Origin of the sequence: uncultured Dokdonia sp., from assembly GCF_947492815.1 — a bacterium.
Lineage (GTDB): Bacteria > Bacteroidota > Bacteroidia > Flavobacteriales > Flavobacteriaceae > Dokdonia.
This window is the reverse complement of sequence record NZ_CANLOB010000031.1, coordinates 15,097-28,959: the sequence shown is the minus strand read 5'-3', so window position 1 is coordinate 28,959 and position 13,863 is coordinate 15,097. Positions and strand designations below refer to the sequence as shown.

At 34.7% G+C, this 13,863-nt stretch carries 12 protein-coding genes; 6 read left to right on the top strand and 6 right to left on the bottom strand.

The annotated features are described in order from the left end of the window. Positions 1-48 precede the first annotated feature (48 nt). Complete coding sequence (locus Q1A01_RS20610; protein ID WP_299684659.1) at positions 49-615, top strand: hypothetical protein; 567 nt, start codon at positions 49-51, stop codon at positions 613-615. Between the two features lie 502 nt (positions 616-1,117). On the opposite strand, the gene Q1A01_RS20605 is transcribed toward Q1A01_RS20610, so the two are convergent. The 4 genes from Q1A01_RS20605 to Q1A01_RS20590 form a co-directional block, all read right to left on the bottom strand. Next, entirely contained in the window at positions 1,118-2,875 is a 1,758-nt protein-coding gene (locus Q1A01_RS20605; protein WP_299684658.1) for an FG-GAP-like repeat-containing protein, read from the bottom strand. 476 nt (positions 2,876-3,351) lie between these two features. After that, positions 3,352-5,268: a molecular chaperone DnaK gene (gene dnaK / locus Q1A01_RS20600; RefSeq protein ID WP_299684656.1), complete on the bottom strand. Its 1,917-nt coding sequence runs from the start codon at positions 5,266-5,268 to the stop codon at positions 3,352-3,354. Between the two features lie 140 nt (positions 5,269-5,408). After that, positions 5,409-6,677 (bottom strand): Y-family DNA polymerase, encoded by a 1,269-nt coding sequence (locus Q1A01_RS20595; RefSeq protein ID WP_299684654.1) that lies wholly within the window; start codon positions 6,675-6,677, stop codon positions 5,409-5,411. Further along, positions 6,674-7,042, bottom strand: a complete 369-nt coding sequence (locus tag Q1A01_RS20590; protein WP_299684652.1) for a S24 family peptidase — start codon at positions 7,040-7,042, stop codon at positions 6,674-6,676. Before Q1A01_RS20590 ends, Q1A01_RS20595 begins: the two co-directional genes overlap by 4 nt. Positions 7,043-7,138: 96 nt before the next feature. Between Q1A01_RS20590 and Q1A01_RS20585 the strand changes: the two genes are divergently transcribed. From Q1A01_RS20585 to Q1A01_RS20570, 4 genes are all read left to right on the top strand, one after another. Continuing rightward, positions 7,139-7,843 (top strand): CPBP family intramembrane glutamic endopeptidase, encoded by a 705-nt coding sequence (locus Q1A01_RS20585; protein ID WP_299684650.1) that lies wholly within the window; start codon positions 7,139-7,141, stop codon positions 7,841-7,843. Between the two features lies 1 nt (position 7,844). Then, positions 7,845-8,357 carry a GNAT family N-acetyltransferase gene (locus tag Q1A01_RS20580; protein WP_299684648.1) on the top strand — a complete coding sequence of 171 codons (513 nt, stop codon included), beginning with the start codon at positions 7,845-7,847 and terminating at the stop codon, positions 8,355-8,357. After that, complete coding sequence (locus Q1A01_RS20575) at positions 8,354-9,790, top strand: L-serine ammonia-lyase (protein ID WP_299684646.1); 1,437 nt, start codon at positions 8,354-8,356, stop codon at positions 9,788-9,790. The genes Q1A01_RS20580 and Q1A01_RS20575 overlap by 4 nt, the downstream gene beginning before the upstream one ends. A 144-nt stretch (positions 9,791-9,934) precedes the next feature. Beyond that, a complete protein-coding gene (locus Q1A01_RS20570; RefSeq protein WP_299684644.1) occupies positions 9,935-10,531 on the top strand; it encodes a hypothetical protein in 597 nt (198 codons plus the stop codon). 62 nt (positions 10,532-10,593) lie between these two features. Here Q1A01_RS20570 and Q1A01_RS20565 read toward each other — a convergent pair whose 3' ends face one another. Both Q1A01_RS20565 and Q1A01_RS20560 read right to left on the bottom strand, forming a co-directional pair. Beyond that, positions 10,594-12,003 carry a hypothetical protein gene (locus Q1A01_RS20565; RefSeq protein WP_299684642.1) on the bottom strand — a complete coding sequence of 470 codons (1,410 nt, stop codon included), beginning with the start codon at positions 12,001-12,003 and terminating at the stop codon, positions 10,594-10,596. Between the two features lie 404 nt (positions 12,004-12,407). Then, a complete protein-coding gene (locus tag Q1A01_RS20560) occupies positions 12,408-12,914 on the bottom strand; it encodes a nuclear transport factor 2 family protein (RefSeq protein WP_299684640.1) in 507 nt (168 codons plus the stop codon). Between the two features lie 60 nt (positions 12,915-12,974). Here Q1A01_RS20560 and panB point away from each other — a divergent pair, with 60 nt between their 5' ends. After that, on the top strand, positions 12,975-13,793 hold the full coding sequence (gene panB / locus Q1A01_RS20555) for a 3-methyl-2-oxobutanoate hydroxymethyltransferase (RefSeq protein ID WP_299684638.1): 819 nt from the start codon (positions 12,975-12,977) through the stop codon (positions 13,791-13,793). Positions 13,794-13,863 lie beyond the last annotated feature (70 nt).

The following is a 13,863-nucleotide window of genomic DNA, read 5'->3' as shown; positions in this document are numbered from 1 at the left end:
ATATGATTAGCAGTTATTTTTATGGAAATTTTATAACAACACACTATCATGGGACATTTTGTAAAATTTCTTCTACCCTATAAAGACGATCACGGAAATATGATCTCTTCAGATTCACAAGCATTCTCTGTTATTGAAGAAGCTAAAAAACGTATCAAAGCAGGTGCTAAAGGAGTTGCAATTACCTATTCTGCAAACTATGGACAAACCTTAGAAATCCATAAGACCTATAATGCTGGAGATTGGAACACGCATACAGCTGGAGCAAACCAAGCTGGAGTCATGACCGCTATGGAAAATTTTATGGGGACAACAGAAACCGCACTACAAGGAACGTTACAAATTGCACCTATTACAACAATGAGTTATGAATCTAATGGATATGGGGATTATACCCATAAAGAAGTTGTTGAAGCAGATCTTAAACATATAAAAAGTTTGCTAGACCAAGGATGGGATGTGCTAGGTTGGGTAAATCAAGATACCGATCCAGAGTATGCCGTAGGAGGTGGTGTCGCTAAGAGTCTTGACCAATATGGGAAACCCTATTTCCCTAAAGAGCTTAGTGACTTAGTACAGCAAACTTTTAAAAAATATACTGCTGACTATGCCTGAAAATTATTTATAACATAAAAAAAGGACTACTTATCTGTAAATCATCATACATTAATCTATACAAATATGTTACAAATACAAAAAGACCATTCTTCCAATGGTCTTTTTGTATAAGAGAAAATTTTCTTATAGCCTTTTTGTTTTTACTTTACCTTGATTGCCGTTTTAATCAATTATAATTATTACTAATGATTAGTATCATTATAAAGCTTGAAAGACAAAACAAAAAAAAAGTACTGTATTTTTTAGAGATAGACTAGAAATTGAAATATTTGATCGTGTTCATGAGATACATGAAATGTTTATAGACATTTTAGACACTCAATTTCAGAAAGTAAATACATCTAGTGGTGCATTATTACTCACAACGACATAATGCTCTTTACCATTTATTATAATAGTCTCAATGTCTTTCGAGTCTCTATCTATAAAAGGATCATACTTTTTGGTATGTTTAAAATTTCCTTTCCTATTTTCAAGTAGTACATGTCTATAATTAATATCATAATTTAATCAACTTCATAGTTTGTGTAAGTTGATTATTAGTGAAATAGGACACAAAGTAAGTTCCTTTATGTAAGTTATTAGTAGACACTTGTATCTCATTACTTTGTATAGGGTATGCTGCTATCAATTGCCCAAGGATATTATATATTTTAATCTCATTATTTCCTGCTATATCTTCTGGTATTTTTATAGTGATCATACCTTCTGTTGGGTTGGGATAAATTTGCATTTCAAAATCACGACGTATATCTTCTAAAGCTAGTGGAGATTGCCCTTCAACAATGTTTAGGATTTGATTTGCAGTCACATCTTCTATAAAATCTACATGACCACTTAACCAAGTAACCTTTACATAATCAACAACAGTGGCCTCCCCAACACCAAAAGTTTCTATATCAGAATTTTGACTTAAATAACTTTCTACACTCGCCGTTATTCTATATTGCTTTTCTCCATTGATACTAACTTCTATTCTTGAACCATAACCATCACGGTTACTCTCTACTCCTTCAAGGTTTACCTTTAACCAGTTATTAGGTACCAATTCATGATATCTATTATTCCACAAATCAAACGTATAAGGCTCCCTATTAGCCACAACCATATCTAGATATCCATCATTATTATAATCTCCTGATGCATTTCCAAAGGAATGTGCTAAATCTGTTTCAAAACCATTACTTAGAATTCTTGTAAATGATGCATCTTCATTCTGATAATAAAATGCAGCTGATACTTCTCCATTATCATTTGTATTATCTACACCACTTACATATAAATCAAGTCGCCCATTATTATCCATGTCTATAAAATTTGCTCCCCATGATACTCTATCAAAGCTCACTCCAGATGAAATTGCTATTTCTGAAAAAGTTCCGTCTCCATCATTTTTCATAAGTGCATTCGCTGGAACAGGAAATTCAGAATCATAAGCAGTATTGGTTATATAAACATCTATAAAGCCATCTGCGTTATAATCATCTAATCCCACTGACATTGCATCCATTACATATCCAGCTTCTGCTTCTGTTGTTATATCTGTAAATGTCCCATTTCCATTATTATGATATAAAATATTAGCCGTCACCTTTCTATCATTAATAAGAAAAATATCTAGCCATCCATCATTATTATAATCAAAAAATGTCCCTTGAAACGTAATCATACTTACGTCTCCAATGTCAGATAGTTCATTTACATTTTCAAAGGTTCCATCTCCATTATTTTTAAAAAGCATATTAGGAATTATTTGATCCAAATCTCTATTACTTAAAAAAAGATCTAAATCTCCATCATTATCATAATCCCCCCAAGAACCACTATTAGTTTTCAGTACAGCGTCTGGAAGTCCTGCAGCTATAGTAATATCTGTAAATATAAAATCGTCATTCCTGTAGAGCCTATTTTTATCATCTTCACTCGCTAAAAAGAGATCTTTATCTCCATCATTATCAAAATCAATCCAAACGGCTTGTTTTAAAGATACTGGAAGTTGCTCTAACTCATAGGTCACTTCTTCAAAAACTCCATCTATATTTCTAAAAAAACCTATAGATTCTCCATCATCTCCAGATACTGTAATATCATCCCATCCATCATTATTAAAGTCACAAAAAGAAACTCCAGTGCCAAAAAAAACAGCATTTGAAAAATGAAAATTTACATCTTCCGAAACCTCATCAAAAAGTACTTGACTATATCCGAATAAAGACGATAACAAACAACATAAAAAAGTAGTATAATAATACTTCATAAACCTATCCTATTAAATCATATTTCTATATTTTATTTAGTAGGATTAGTTCTTTATAAGCTAGACAGTTAAATTAATAAAAAATATTTCATATTCATACAAAGGACTTTAAATTAACAAGAATTTGCTTAATGTAAAAACAAAAAACTCTAGATAGTTAGTAATCCTAGAGGCTTGTTATACATTAGTATGAAGATACCCACTTTCGCAGGTATAGATGATTTATACATTTTCGCTTCAAGCGAATAAAAACAAAAACCTCTAAATATTGCTATTTAAAGGTTTTATATAATTAATTTGTGAAGACATCCGCTTTCGTGGGCATACCAGATTCACACATTTTTTGCTTCAAGCGAATAAAAACAAAAACCTCTAGATATCACTATCTAGAGGCTTCATATATTATTGTAAAGATGCCCACTTTCGTGGTATAAGCGATTCACACACTTTTTGCTTCGCAAAAAGTGGTTCTCTGCTTACTTTACTTCTTCAAAGTCTACATCTTCTACATCACTAGACTCATCTCCTGCTCCAGCACCTCCTGCTTGTGCATCAGGTCCTGGTTGTGCTTGATCTGCGCCTTGTGCTTCTGCTTGTGCTTTGTACATCTCTTCTGATGCTACTTTCCAAGCTTCATTGATCTTATCTAATGATGGTTGAATCGCATCAAGGTTTTTTGTCTCAAAAGCAGCTTTTAATTCTACTAAAGCTTCTTCTATTGGTTTTTTCTTATCATCAGATAATTTATCTCCAAATTCTTTTAACTGCTTTTCTGTTTGGAAAATCATTCCATCAGCTTCATTGATCTTATCTGCAGTTTCTTTTGCTTTTGCATCTGCATCTGCATTTGCTTCAGCCTCAGCTTTCATCTTAGCGATTTCATCTTCCGTAAGTCCAGAAGATGCTTCAATACGAATATCCTGAGATTTATTTGTTGCTTTATCTGTAGCGCTTACTTTGATAATTCCGTTGGCATCAATATCAAAGGTTACTTCGATTTGTGGTGTACCACGTTGTGCTGGTGGAATTCCATCAAGGTGAAAACGTCCAATTGTTTTGTTATCTGCTGCCATCGCACGTTCTCCTTGTAATACATGGATTTCTACTGATGGCTGATTATCTGCAGCTGTTGAGAATACTTGTGATTTCTTAGTTGGAATTGTTGTATTTGCCTCAATAAGCTTTGTAAATACATTCCCCATAGTCTCAATACCTAATGAAAGTGGTGTTACATCAAGAAGTAAAACATCTTTTACATCTCCTGTAAGTACACCTCCTTGTATCGCTGCTCCTACAGCTACAACCTCATCTGGGTTTACTCCTTTTGAAGGTGCTTTTCCAAAGAACTTCTCTACAGCTTCTTGTACTGCTGGAATACGAGTAGATCCTCCTACTAAGATGATCTCATCAATATCTCCAGTACTTAATCCTGCTGCTTTAAGCGCTGTTTGGCAAGGCTCTATGGTTCTTTTTACAAGATCGTCAATAAGTGCTTCAAATTTTGCACGGCTTAATGTACGTACTAAGTGCTTTGGCCCGCTTGCCGTAGCTGTCACGTATGGTAAGTTAATCTCTGTTTGTGTAGAAGAAGAAAGTTCAATTTTTGCTTTTTCTGCAGCTTCTTTAAGACGCTGTAAAGCCATTGGATCTTTACGTAAATCCATATCTTCATCTGCAATAAACTCTTCTGCTAACCAATTGATAATTTTTTGATCTACATCATCTCCTCCTAAGTGCGTATCTCCATCGGTAGCAAGTACTTCAAATACACCATCTCCTAATTCTAGAATAGATACATCATGTGTTCCTCCACCAAAATCAAATACTACGATTTTCTGATCACTATCTTTTTTATCAAGTCCGTATGCAAGTGCTGCTGCTGTAGGCTCATTAATAATACGCTCTACTTTAAGACCTGCAATTTCTCCAGCCTCTTTTGTTGCTTGACGCTGACTGTCATTAAAATAAGCAGGTACTGTAATCACGGCACGTGTTACATCTTGTCCTAAATAATCTTCTGCAGTCTTCTTCATTTTCTGAAGTGTCATTGCAGATAATTCTTGTGGTGTATATAAACGACCATCTATATCTACTCTAGGTGTATCGTTATCTCCTTTTACTACTTTGTAAGCAGAACGATCTGCCTCTTTTGAGCTTTCGCTGTATTTATTTCCCATAAAACGCTTGATAGAAGCGATTGTTTTTGTTGGGTTTGTTACAGCTTGTCTTTTTGCTGGATCTCCTACTTTAATTTCTCCTCCTTCTACAAACGCAATTACAGATGGTGTTGTACGTTTACCCTCAGCATTAGGGATCACTGTAGGCTCGTTACCTTCCATAACAGCGACGCACGAATTGGTAGTTCCTAAGTCAATTCCTATGATCTTACTCATTATATTATAGTGTTTAAGTGTTATTTAAAATTTTCTACACTACACAATAGTCAATCATTATGCCACTGCTTGTAAGCTGACAAGCTGTCATTTTTTGCTTTCGCGAAAGCGGAGAAATCAACAAAAAAAGGGTTTACATTTTATAAACCTACCTCTAGCAACTCTCGCCACTGTGTCGTATATCGAGGACTTCGTTCTCTTTTAATAAGTTCCCACTCTTCAACACGAGTTCCTATCATGGCAGATGAGACCGTGGTTTTTCCAAATTTTCTATTTAATACATCCAATGTGTGCATCAAGTTACTATCCAAAATCTTAGAGCGTTTTTCAAAAAGATTGCCTTGTACATAATGTTCTGGAATCAAACCTGTCAGGTTTACAGCTACTTTTTTATATCTATATCCAGGTTTATAAATACAATGCAGTGCTTTGCGAGCTTGTGCTATAAGTGCAAACGTATCGTTGGTAGGTATAGGCATGGTGACCGTCATACGATTCCTGTATTGCTTATCTATAGTACTGTGATAGTTTGTATACACCGCTACATGTACATAAGTCGCACATGATTTTTGAGCGCGTAGCACTTCTGCTACTTCTGTTATATAATAGGCGCAGGCTTCTTCTATTCTTCCTAAGTCAGGTAGTTTTTTTCCGAATGACTTTGCAGTACCAATTGCTTTTTTAGGATTGGGAACTGCCATAAATTCTAAACAAGACTCCCCTCTGAGTTCTTTCCAAAGCCGTTCTCCTACCACTGTCATCTCTTTGCGAACCCATGCTAGTGGTAAATTGACAAAATCTATCGCTTTAAAAACTCCTATGGCTTGTAAACGTTGTACATGCTTTTTTCCTATACCCCAAATGTCTCCTATTGCGGCCCATTGTAATGCTTCTATACGTTTGGCGTCTGTATCCATAATATATACATGATTATATTTAGGAATTTTCTTTGCCATACGGTTGGCTAGTTTAGCCAATACTTTGGTAGGAGCAATCCCTACACCTACAGGTAATCCAGTATACTTATAAATACGTTCTTTAATCTCAAATCCATAAGCATACATGTCTATATGAGATAACCCCTTCGCATCAAGAAAAGCTTCATCGATACTATACACTTCCACAGAAGGTGAAAACGTCTCTAAGATATTCATAACGCGTTGTGACATCTCTCCATATAATGTATAGTTAGAAGAAAAGAAAGTCACCTTATTTTTTATAAGAATATGTTTGATTTTATAGACAGCTTCAAACATAGGGATATGTGCAAGTTGTTTTGCTTCTTTATTTGCTGCAATAATACAGCCGTCATTATTACTTAAAACTACGACAGGTTTCCCCCATAAATCAGGTCTAAACACTTGTTCGCACGAAGCATAAAAACTATTACAATCTACCATAGCTATCATCGTACAGCATGTATTACATAGGTAATCACTCCCCACAGTACAAATGTTTCCTGTTCTTTATCAAACGGAATACGCAGTATTTTAAACCCTCCGTCTTGTACAACCAGTGCTAAATCATCAAAGTTCGCTTGTAAGGATCTATCTATAATAAGTACGTCTTTATTGAGAATCGAAAAATCTTTCCAAGCATCTCCTTTTACACGCACATAAAATGTAGCATCTTTATGAATCGACAATTCCTCATTAAGATCAACAGTTGCTTCCATATAGTGCGTAGCGGCACTAGGAAAGCCTGTCTGCTTTGACACTTCTGCCTGATGACGGTCATTACTCACCTTAATCTGCCCTGACACTTCGATTTCCATGATTCAAAAATATGGAAAATTTCCAATAAAAAAGAATTATTCCTATAGTAACATTTTACTACTTTCGCATACTAATGGTATAATGAAACTAACTGTATGACCTCTAGCGAAAAAACACGTTTCCTTTTTCTTTCTTTTTTTAAAATGTGGGGATTGTATATTCTCTTTTATATTACAGTTTTTATACTCAGTATCTGGATTCCCGAACTTAAATCAGATACTTATGAAGATAACAATCTAAATGAGCTCTTACAAAACAACTCGTTTAAGCTTTTTGTGCTCGCTTGCATTTTTGCTCCTATTATAGAAGAAATGATGTTTCGTACACTGGTCAAACCTACACACTCAGACATTATTTTATTTATATGTTCTTGGCCTGTTTTCATAGGGTTTCACTTTCTTTCTACTAAAATACATTGGGGTATAACTCTAGCTTTTAGCGCTGTACTTCTCTTTACCTTATTTTATATTTTAAAACATCTTATTACAGAAAATCACACACAGCGATTACGTAATTTCCTCCATAAACATCTTACCATTATACTCATACTCGTTTCCATTATTTTTGGGCTTGTGCATATCAATAATTATGTAGATACTTTTATCATTGATCTTGCACTTATTGTTCTCATTATACCGCGTATTATTTCAGGTTTTCTAATGGGATGGGTTAAAATTAAGAATCAAGGACTTATTTGGTCTATAGGATTACATTTTATGAATAATATTTTTATCATAGGAATAGGAATATTGATAAGTAAAAAAGCAGAGACCTTATCACTAGTATACGTATCTTTATAACATGCAATTCCTTCCTATCCAATTACAAGATATTACTATCTTACGTACATTGGCAATACGTACCTATACAGCTGCTTTTGCTCATAAAAACAAATCAGGTGTATTGGAGAAGTATGTTGTACACGCTTTCGCGAAAGCGCACTTAGAAAAACAACTTTTAGCACCCAATTCGTATTGGTATTTTCTGAAACATAACGATGCTATTGTTGGGTATCTCAAATTAAATATAGGCGACGCACAAACAGAATTTCAACAATCTGATGGACTTGAAATTGAACGTATCTATATTGATTCTCCCTATATAAATCAAGGATTTGGAAAAAAAGCAATAGATTTTTCAATTTCTGAAGCACAGAAACTGGAAAAAAACTACATTTGGTTAGGCGTTTGGGAAGAAAACCCAGATGCAATTCGGTTTTATAAAAGATGTGGTTTTAAAATCACTGGCACACATTACTATGATATGATTGCCGAAATTCAGACAGATTACATCATGCAATATAATCTTACATGAAAGAAAAAGAAATAGAGTGTATCTCTGTATTTGATATGTTAAAGATAGGAGTTGGTCCATCTAGCTCTCATACATTAGGCCCTTGGCGTGCCGCTAGACGTTTTATAAAAAAACTCAAAGAAGAGGATCTATTTAATCATGTAGATCGTTTACATATAGATTTATATGGTTCTTTATCACTTACTGGAAAAGGACATGCTACAGATGTAGCTGTGATGATGGGGCTTCTTGGAACAGACCCACAAACCTGTGCTATTGATGCCATTCCTACAACGATTGAGAATATCAAAACTGATAAAGAAATTGCTTTTAATAGCGAGCGTACCATTCCTTTTGACCCCGCTACTTCTATAAAATTTAATCGTGATTTTTTACCATTTCATCCTAATGGAATTACTTTTAAAGCACATGTAGGTGATCAAGTAATAGAAGAAACCTTCTATTCTATTGGAGGCGGTTTTGTTGTACAAGAAGAACGTAAACGCTCTGAATTAAAAGCCCACCAATTTCAATGTTTTCCAAGGCCTGTAGAGCTAGCAACAGATTTGCTTGCTTATTGCAAAAACGAAAACAAATCGATTTCTCAAATTGTTTTTGAAAACGAATTGTACTTAAATTCTGAAGAAGAAATTAATGAGCGTCTCAAACAAATTTGGGATGTCATGCTAGATTCTATGTATACAGGCTGTCATACAGAAGGAACCCTTCCTGGCGGTTTGAATGTACGTCGTCGTGCCTATGACAGTCATCAGAAACTACAAAAAGGAGCTACTTATACAGATAAATATGAATGGATTGAAGCGATACGTGGTACAGAAGTCCGCTTTCGCGAAATTTTAAAATGGGTGTCTTGCTTTGCTTTAGCAGTAAATGAAGTAAATGCCTCATTAGGACGTGTTGTGACGGCTCCTACTAATGGAAGTGCAGGAGTGATACCTGCCGTGATGATGTATTATATGGTCATCGAAAATCACGATGCCAACTTTGAAGATATCCGAAAGTTTTTATTAGTAGCTGGAGAAATCGGAAGTCTCTTTAAAAAAGGAGCAACGATCTCTGCTGCAATGGGTGGATGTCAGGCAGAAATAGGCGTTTCTAGTGCTATGGCTGCAGGTGCTCTTACAGAATTGATGGGAGGAACACCAGATCAAGTACTCATGGCTGCAGAAATTGCCATGGAACATCATCTAGGACTTACTTGCGATCCTATAGGCGGACTTGTTCAAATTCCTTGTATAGAGCGTAATGCGATGGGTGCTATTAAAGCCATTAATGCCTGTGAAATGGCATTAGATACAGATGCAGCCAATGCTAAAGTGCCACTCGATAAAGTGATAGAAACCATGTGGCAGACCGCGCAAGATATGAATACAAAATATAAAGAGACAAGTGAAGGTGGCCTTGCAATTAATGTAGGAATGGCAGATTGTTAACTCACTTGCTTTTTATTTCACTTTATCAGTTATATAATATTACATTATCAGATACAAAATAATTAATACTGTTTCAGAAGAAACGATTACATATGTCAAAACTTAACTAAAAGAACACAATTGAATTAATTATATATTTAGTATATGAATATAAAATTAGTAATACTGTTTTTCATAACATCCATTTTACTTCCTTTAAATATATGCTTTAGTCAAAACACAAAACCTGAATCTTTAAGTATTCTTATAGTGTATGGAGCTGAAAATTACTATAACTCAAAAGCACAAGAGTTTGTTGCTAATAAATGGGATATTAAAGTATATCGTATTGTAGGAATTACAGTTGATCAAAAAATTGCAGATAGTGTTGCTACAGTAAATTCAAGTTTATGGAAAAAACTTGATAGCACTTTACATAAAGGCTCTGAAAAAGTTTTTAGGAAAGAAGTAGTTTCAGAGATGGAAAAGATATTAAAAGCTCAAAGAATTTATGATGCAAATAAAAAATTAAAAAGAGCTATCCGCAAAATTGAAGATAAGAATACTAAAACATATTCCGATTTGAAATATAAAGAGGACGACCTAACTTATATATATATTATCAAAAGTTATGATATAGCTAATACCGATGTCCAAAGTACAAATTTAAAAGTCACTGTAAACATCGAAAACGAAACAGTTCACATAAAAAACTTAGTACAAAAAACAAAAATACGACGCTCTTCTATAGAGAAGTTATAGACAAAAGCTAAGGAACATAACATCCCTTAGCTTTCTATCAAAATCAAACAAACTTCAAAATATTATATTGCTACAATACCTTGTGTATTCGTATCAGGTAAGTTGTTAGATTCTTCTGATATAAGTTCTAATGATTGTCCATTAATTCTATACACTCCAATAGTACCATCTAATCCGTAAAGTTGGTATAAGAATTGTCCGTCTTCAGAAATCCACATATCAATCCATCCTTCTGTCACTGCAAAAGCATCTGGTCCATTATCTGCTCCGCCAGTTCCTGTTCCTTGTGCAGCTGTTTGATCCAGTAGTGTCACCACTCCGTTATCAAAACTATAAGCTGCAAGTCCTGCTTCTATGGCATTAGAGACAAAGAAGGTATTCCCATCTGCTGTAAAGTCTAACCAACATGCCGTTCTTCCTGTGTTTCCTTCTCCCGATGCTACATCAATACTGATAGGCGTTAAACTACCATCGCCTTGTATTTGCCACGTAGATACCGATCCATCTTGTAATGCTGGAAAAGCTGGTGGTGTTCCATCAGGTTGGAATTCTCTTGCTTCCGTAACTACTACATAATTATTTCCTACTACTTGAAAACCAATAGCAGAGGGTAAATTTCTTCCTTCTGTATTATCTCTTAAAGTAGAAGTTGCAGTTCCCCAAGCACCGTTACTTAAAACACCATCGGCTCCTACATTATATACGGTTACTTCATCTTCACTTCCTGATCCTAATGCAGAAGCTCCAGAATTTATGGCTGTGATTACTAACCATTGTCCGTCTGGTGAAAATTGTACAGCAGATGGACGTACAGGAAGATCTCTAGTAGAACCCGGTATCGCTTGTAATGACCCATCTTCTAATAACCAATACCCAGTTACTGTTCCTTGATGCATAGGCTCTCCACCAGCTAAGAACTCTGGACGCGTAATATTAGATACATATACGAGTCCTTTGGTACCTGCTACGGTAACTTGTCCTGTAGTTGCAATACTATTAGGTCCTATAGCTCCTGTATCTAGAGGATCACCAGCTACTTCTAAAGAAAAGTCAGCAGCAATATTAAAGGAAGTGATCGTATTACTTCCTGCATTTACAGCAAGTAAGTTTTCATTATCATCAGTTTTGGTAAGTGCATATGCAGAGATTAATGGATCAAGTCCTTCTCCTCCATCATAATCTCCTCCATTACCACCAGTGGCAAAAGGTCCAATAGGTGTAAGTGAACCATCATCTGCTCTTCCGTATGCTATAATTGTATTAGGTCCTTGTACATTTCCTGCTACTTGTCCGTCGCCATTAGTCATGGCATATACAGCTCCTACAAAGTTTACAGTTCCATCATCATCATCATCAGTATCATCATCATCTTCTTCAATAACAATAGGTGTTGCATCATCGTCAGAGTCACATGCAACAAAAGTGATAGATAGTGCTAAAAATGCGATAAGCATTATATTGATCTTTTTCATTTTTCTAGTATTTAAATTTTTGATTTTGTTGATTCATTTTGCAGTAAAATTTGGCCAGAACTACTGTAAGGAACCGTTAACACAAGCGTTATTATCTTGCTGTTAGATTAGTGTTAGGAAGATTTTCCTACTTACGCTATCAAGAAATAAAAAATAGAGATTTATGAAATTAGATCAAAAAAATAATTTACAAATAAATGATTATCAATTATTTAAATAAAAATATTTGTTCTATGGAAATTTTTAAAAATGTAGTATTGACATTTTTAAAATGAAACTTTAACACATTTTAACAAGTTAAGGTCATAAAAATTGAATGCAGTTATGTTAGCTATCTTACATAAATTAAAACAGCAACGTCAATTTTATAGATAATGCATATACAATAATAAGAAAAAGTGATATTAACCACGTTTAATACCGCAGCCTTCCCGATCTCTTGTATCTACGATATAAAAGATTTTCCAGACACCATCTCGTTTAAAGAGTTGAAAACTATTGGTTCCGCAATGGCTTAACTCTCCATTTATATAAAAGGAATAAGGTGTCCATACATTGGCCATTGCCATATTATCATCAACTTGTACTTTATAACTTTTGATACGTTCTTCAAATTGCGTTTCATCTGGAATAGAACAGATAGATGTCAAGAAACCACTAAAGTCTTGTTTACTTAATACAACTTCGCCAGTTCTATTCTTTCCAATAGATTGCATGAGTATTTTTTCGTGTACAACACTTTTAATAATAATGGAGTCTTGTTTATGAAACCCTTCAAAAAAACGTTCTACTAATTGCTTTACTTTCGTCTCTTCTTTTGAGAGTGATTGATTTTGTGCTGTGGTAATTTTCGCGAAAGCGAAAAAAACAAGTCCAAAAATCATCCCTGTAATAATATATTTACCCTTCATAAAAATCATGATTCATATAGCTATGTAATTTACTACTTTTGTAGGATAAAACATAACCGAATGTCTGTCGCAAAAAAAGAATACAAACGTATTACAGTTAAATCTCTTACAGAGATGAAAAATCGTGGGGAAAAGATATCCATGCTTACTGCCTATGATTATACCATGGCAAAGATTGTAGATGGTGCTGGAATTGATGTCATACTTGTAGGCGACAGTGCTTCTAATGTTATGGCAGGTCATGAAACTACGCTTCCTATTACACTAGATCAAATGATTTATCATGCTTCTTCTGTGATACGTGCTATAGATCGTGCACTGGTGGTGGTAGATCTTCCTTTTGGTAGTTATCAAAGTGATCCTAAAGAAGCATTACGCTCTGCTATACGTATTATGAAAGAGAGTGGTGGTCATGCAATTAAAGTAGAAGGAGGGAAAGAAATTAAGGAAAGTGTGAAGCGTATTTTACATGCTGGTATTCCTGTAATGGGACATCTAGGATTAACTCCGCAATCTATTTATAAGTTTGGAACGTATACAGTAAGAGCTAAAGAAGAGGCCGAAGCTGCAAAATTGAAAGAAGATGCCTTAATGCTTGAAAAAGCGGGATGTTTTGCGATTGTACTTGAAAAGGTACCTGCAAAACTTGCACAAGAAGTTGCAGAAAGTTTAACCATTCCAATTATAGGAATAGGTGCTGGTGGTGGTGTAGACGGGCAAGTGCTGGTTACACATGATATGCTAGGCATGACGCATGAATTTAATCCTCGTTTTTTAAGAAGATACTTAGATATGTATACGTCTATGACGGATGCATTTAAACAATATGCTACAGATGTGAAGTCTCAGGATTTCCCTAATGAATCTGAGCAGTATTGATTTTTTTCCGCTTACGCGAAAAAGAAACAAGATTCAAAAGATGCAAGAACCAAGAGTATTTATAGTTACA

What these genes read in the sequence shown, in the direction of transcription:
- Q1A01_RS20610 (WP_299684659.1), top strand. Translation starts at nt 49, where the DNA reads ATGGGACATTTTGTAAAATTTCTTCTACCCTATAAAGACGATCACGGA.
- Q1A01_RS20590 (WP_299684652.1), bottom strand. Translation starts at nt 7,042, where the DNA reads ATGGAAATCGAAGTGTCAGGGCAGATTAAGGTGAGTAATGACCGTCAT.
- Q1A01_RS20605 (WP_299684658.1), bottom strand. Translation starts at nt 2,875, where the DNA reads ATGAAGTATTATTATACTACTTTTTTATGTTGTTTGTTATCGTCTTTA.
- Q1A01_RS20560 (WP_299684640.1), bottom strand. Translation starts at nt 12,914, where the DNA reads ATGAAGGGTAAATATATTATTACAGGGATGATTTTTGGACTTGTTTTT.
- dnaK (WP_299684656.1), bottom strand. Translation starts at nt 5,268, where the DNA reads ATGAGTAAGATCATAGGAATTGACTTAGGAACTACCAATTCGTGCGTC.
- Q1A01_RS20585 (WP_299684650.1), top strand. Translation starts at nt 7,139, where the DNA reads ATGACCTCTAGCGAAAAAACACGTTTCCTTTTTCTTTCTTTTTTTAAA.
- Q1A01_RS20575 (WP_299684646.1), top strand. Translation starts at nt 8,354, where the DNA reads ATGAAAGAAAAAGAAATAGAGTGTATCTCTGTATTTGATATGTTAAAG.
- Q1A01_RS20580 (WP_299684648.1), top strand. Translation starts at nt 7,845, where the DNA reads ATGCAATTCCTTCCTATCCAATTACAAGATATTACTATCTTACGTACA.
- panB (WP_299684638.1), top strand. Translation starts at nt 12,975, where the DNA reads ATGTCTGTCGCAAAAAAAGAATACAAACGTATTACAGTTAAATCTCTT.
- Q1A01_RS20595 (WP_299684654.1), bottom strand. Translation starts at nt 6,677, where the DNA reads ATGATAGCTATGGTAGATTGTAATAGTTTTTATGCTTCGTGCGAACAA.
- Q1A01_RS20565 (WP_299684642.1), bottom strand. Translation starts at nt 12,003, where the DNA reads ATGAAAAAGATCAATATAATGCTTATCGCATTTTTAGCACTATCTATC.
- Q1A01_RS20570 (WP_299684644.1), top strand. Translation starts at nt 9,935, where the DNA reads ATGAATATAAAATTAGTAATACTGTTTTTCATAACATCCATTTTACTT.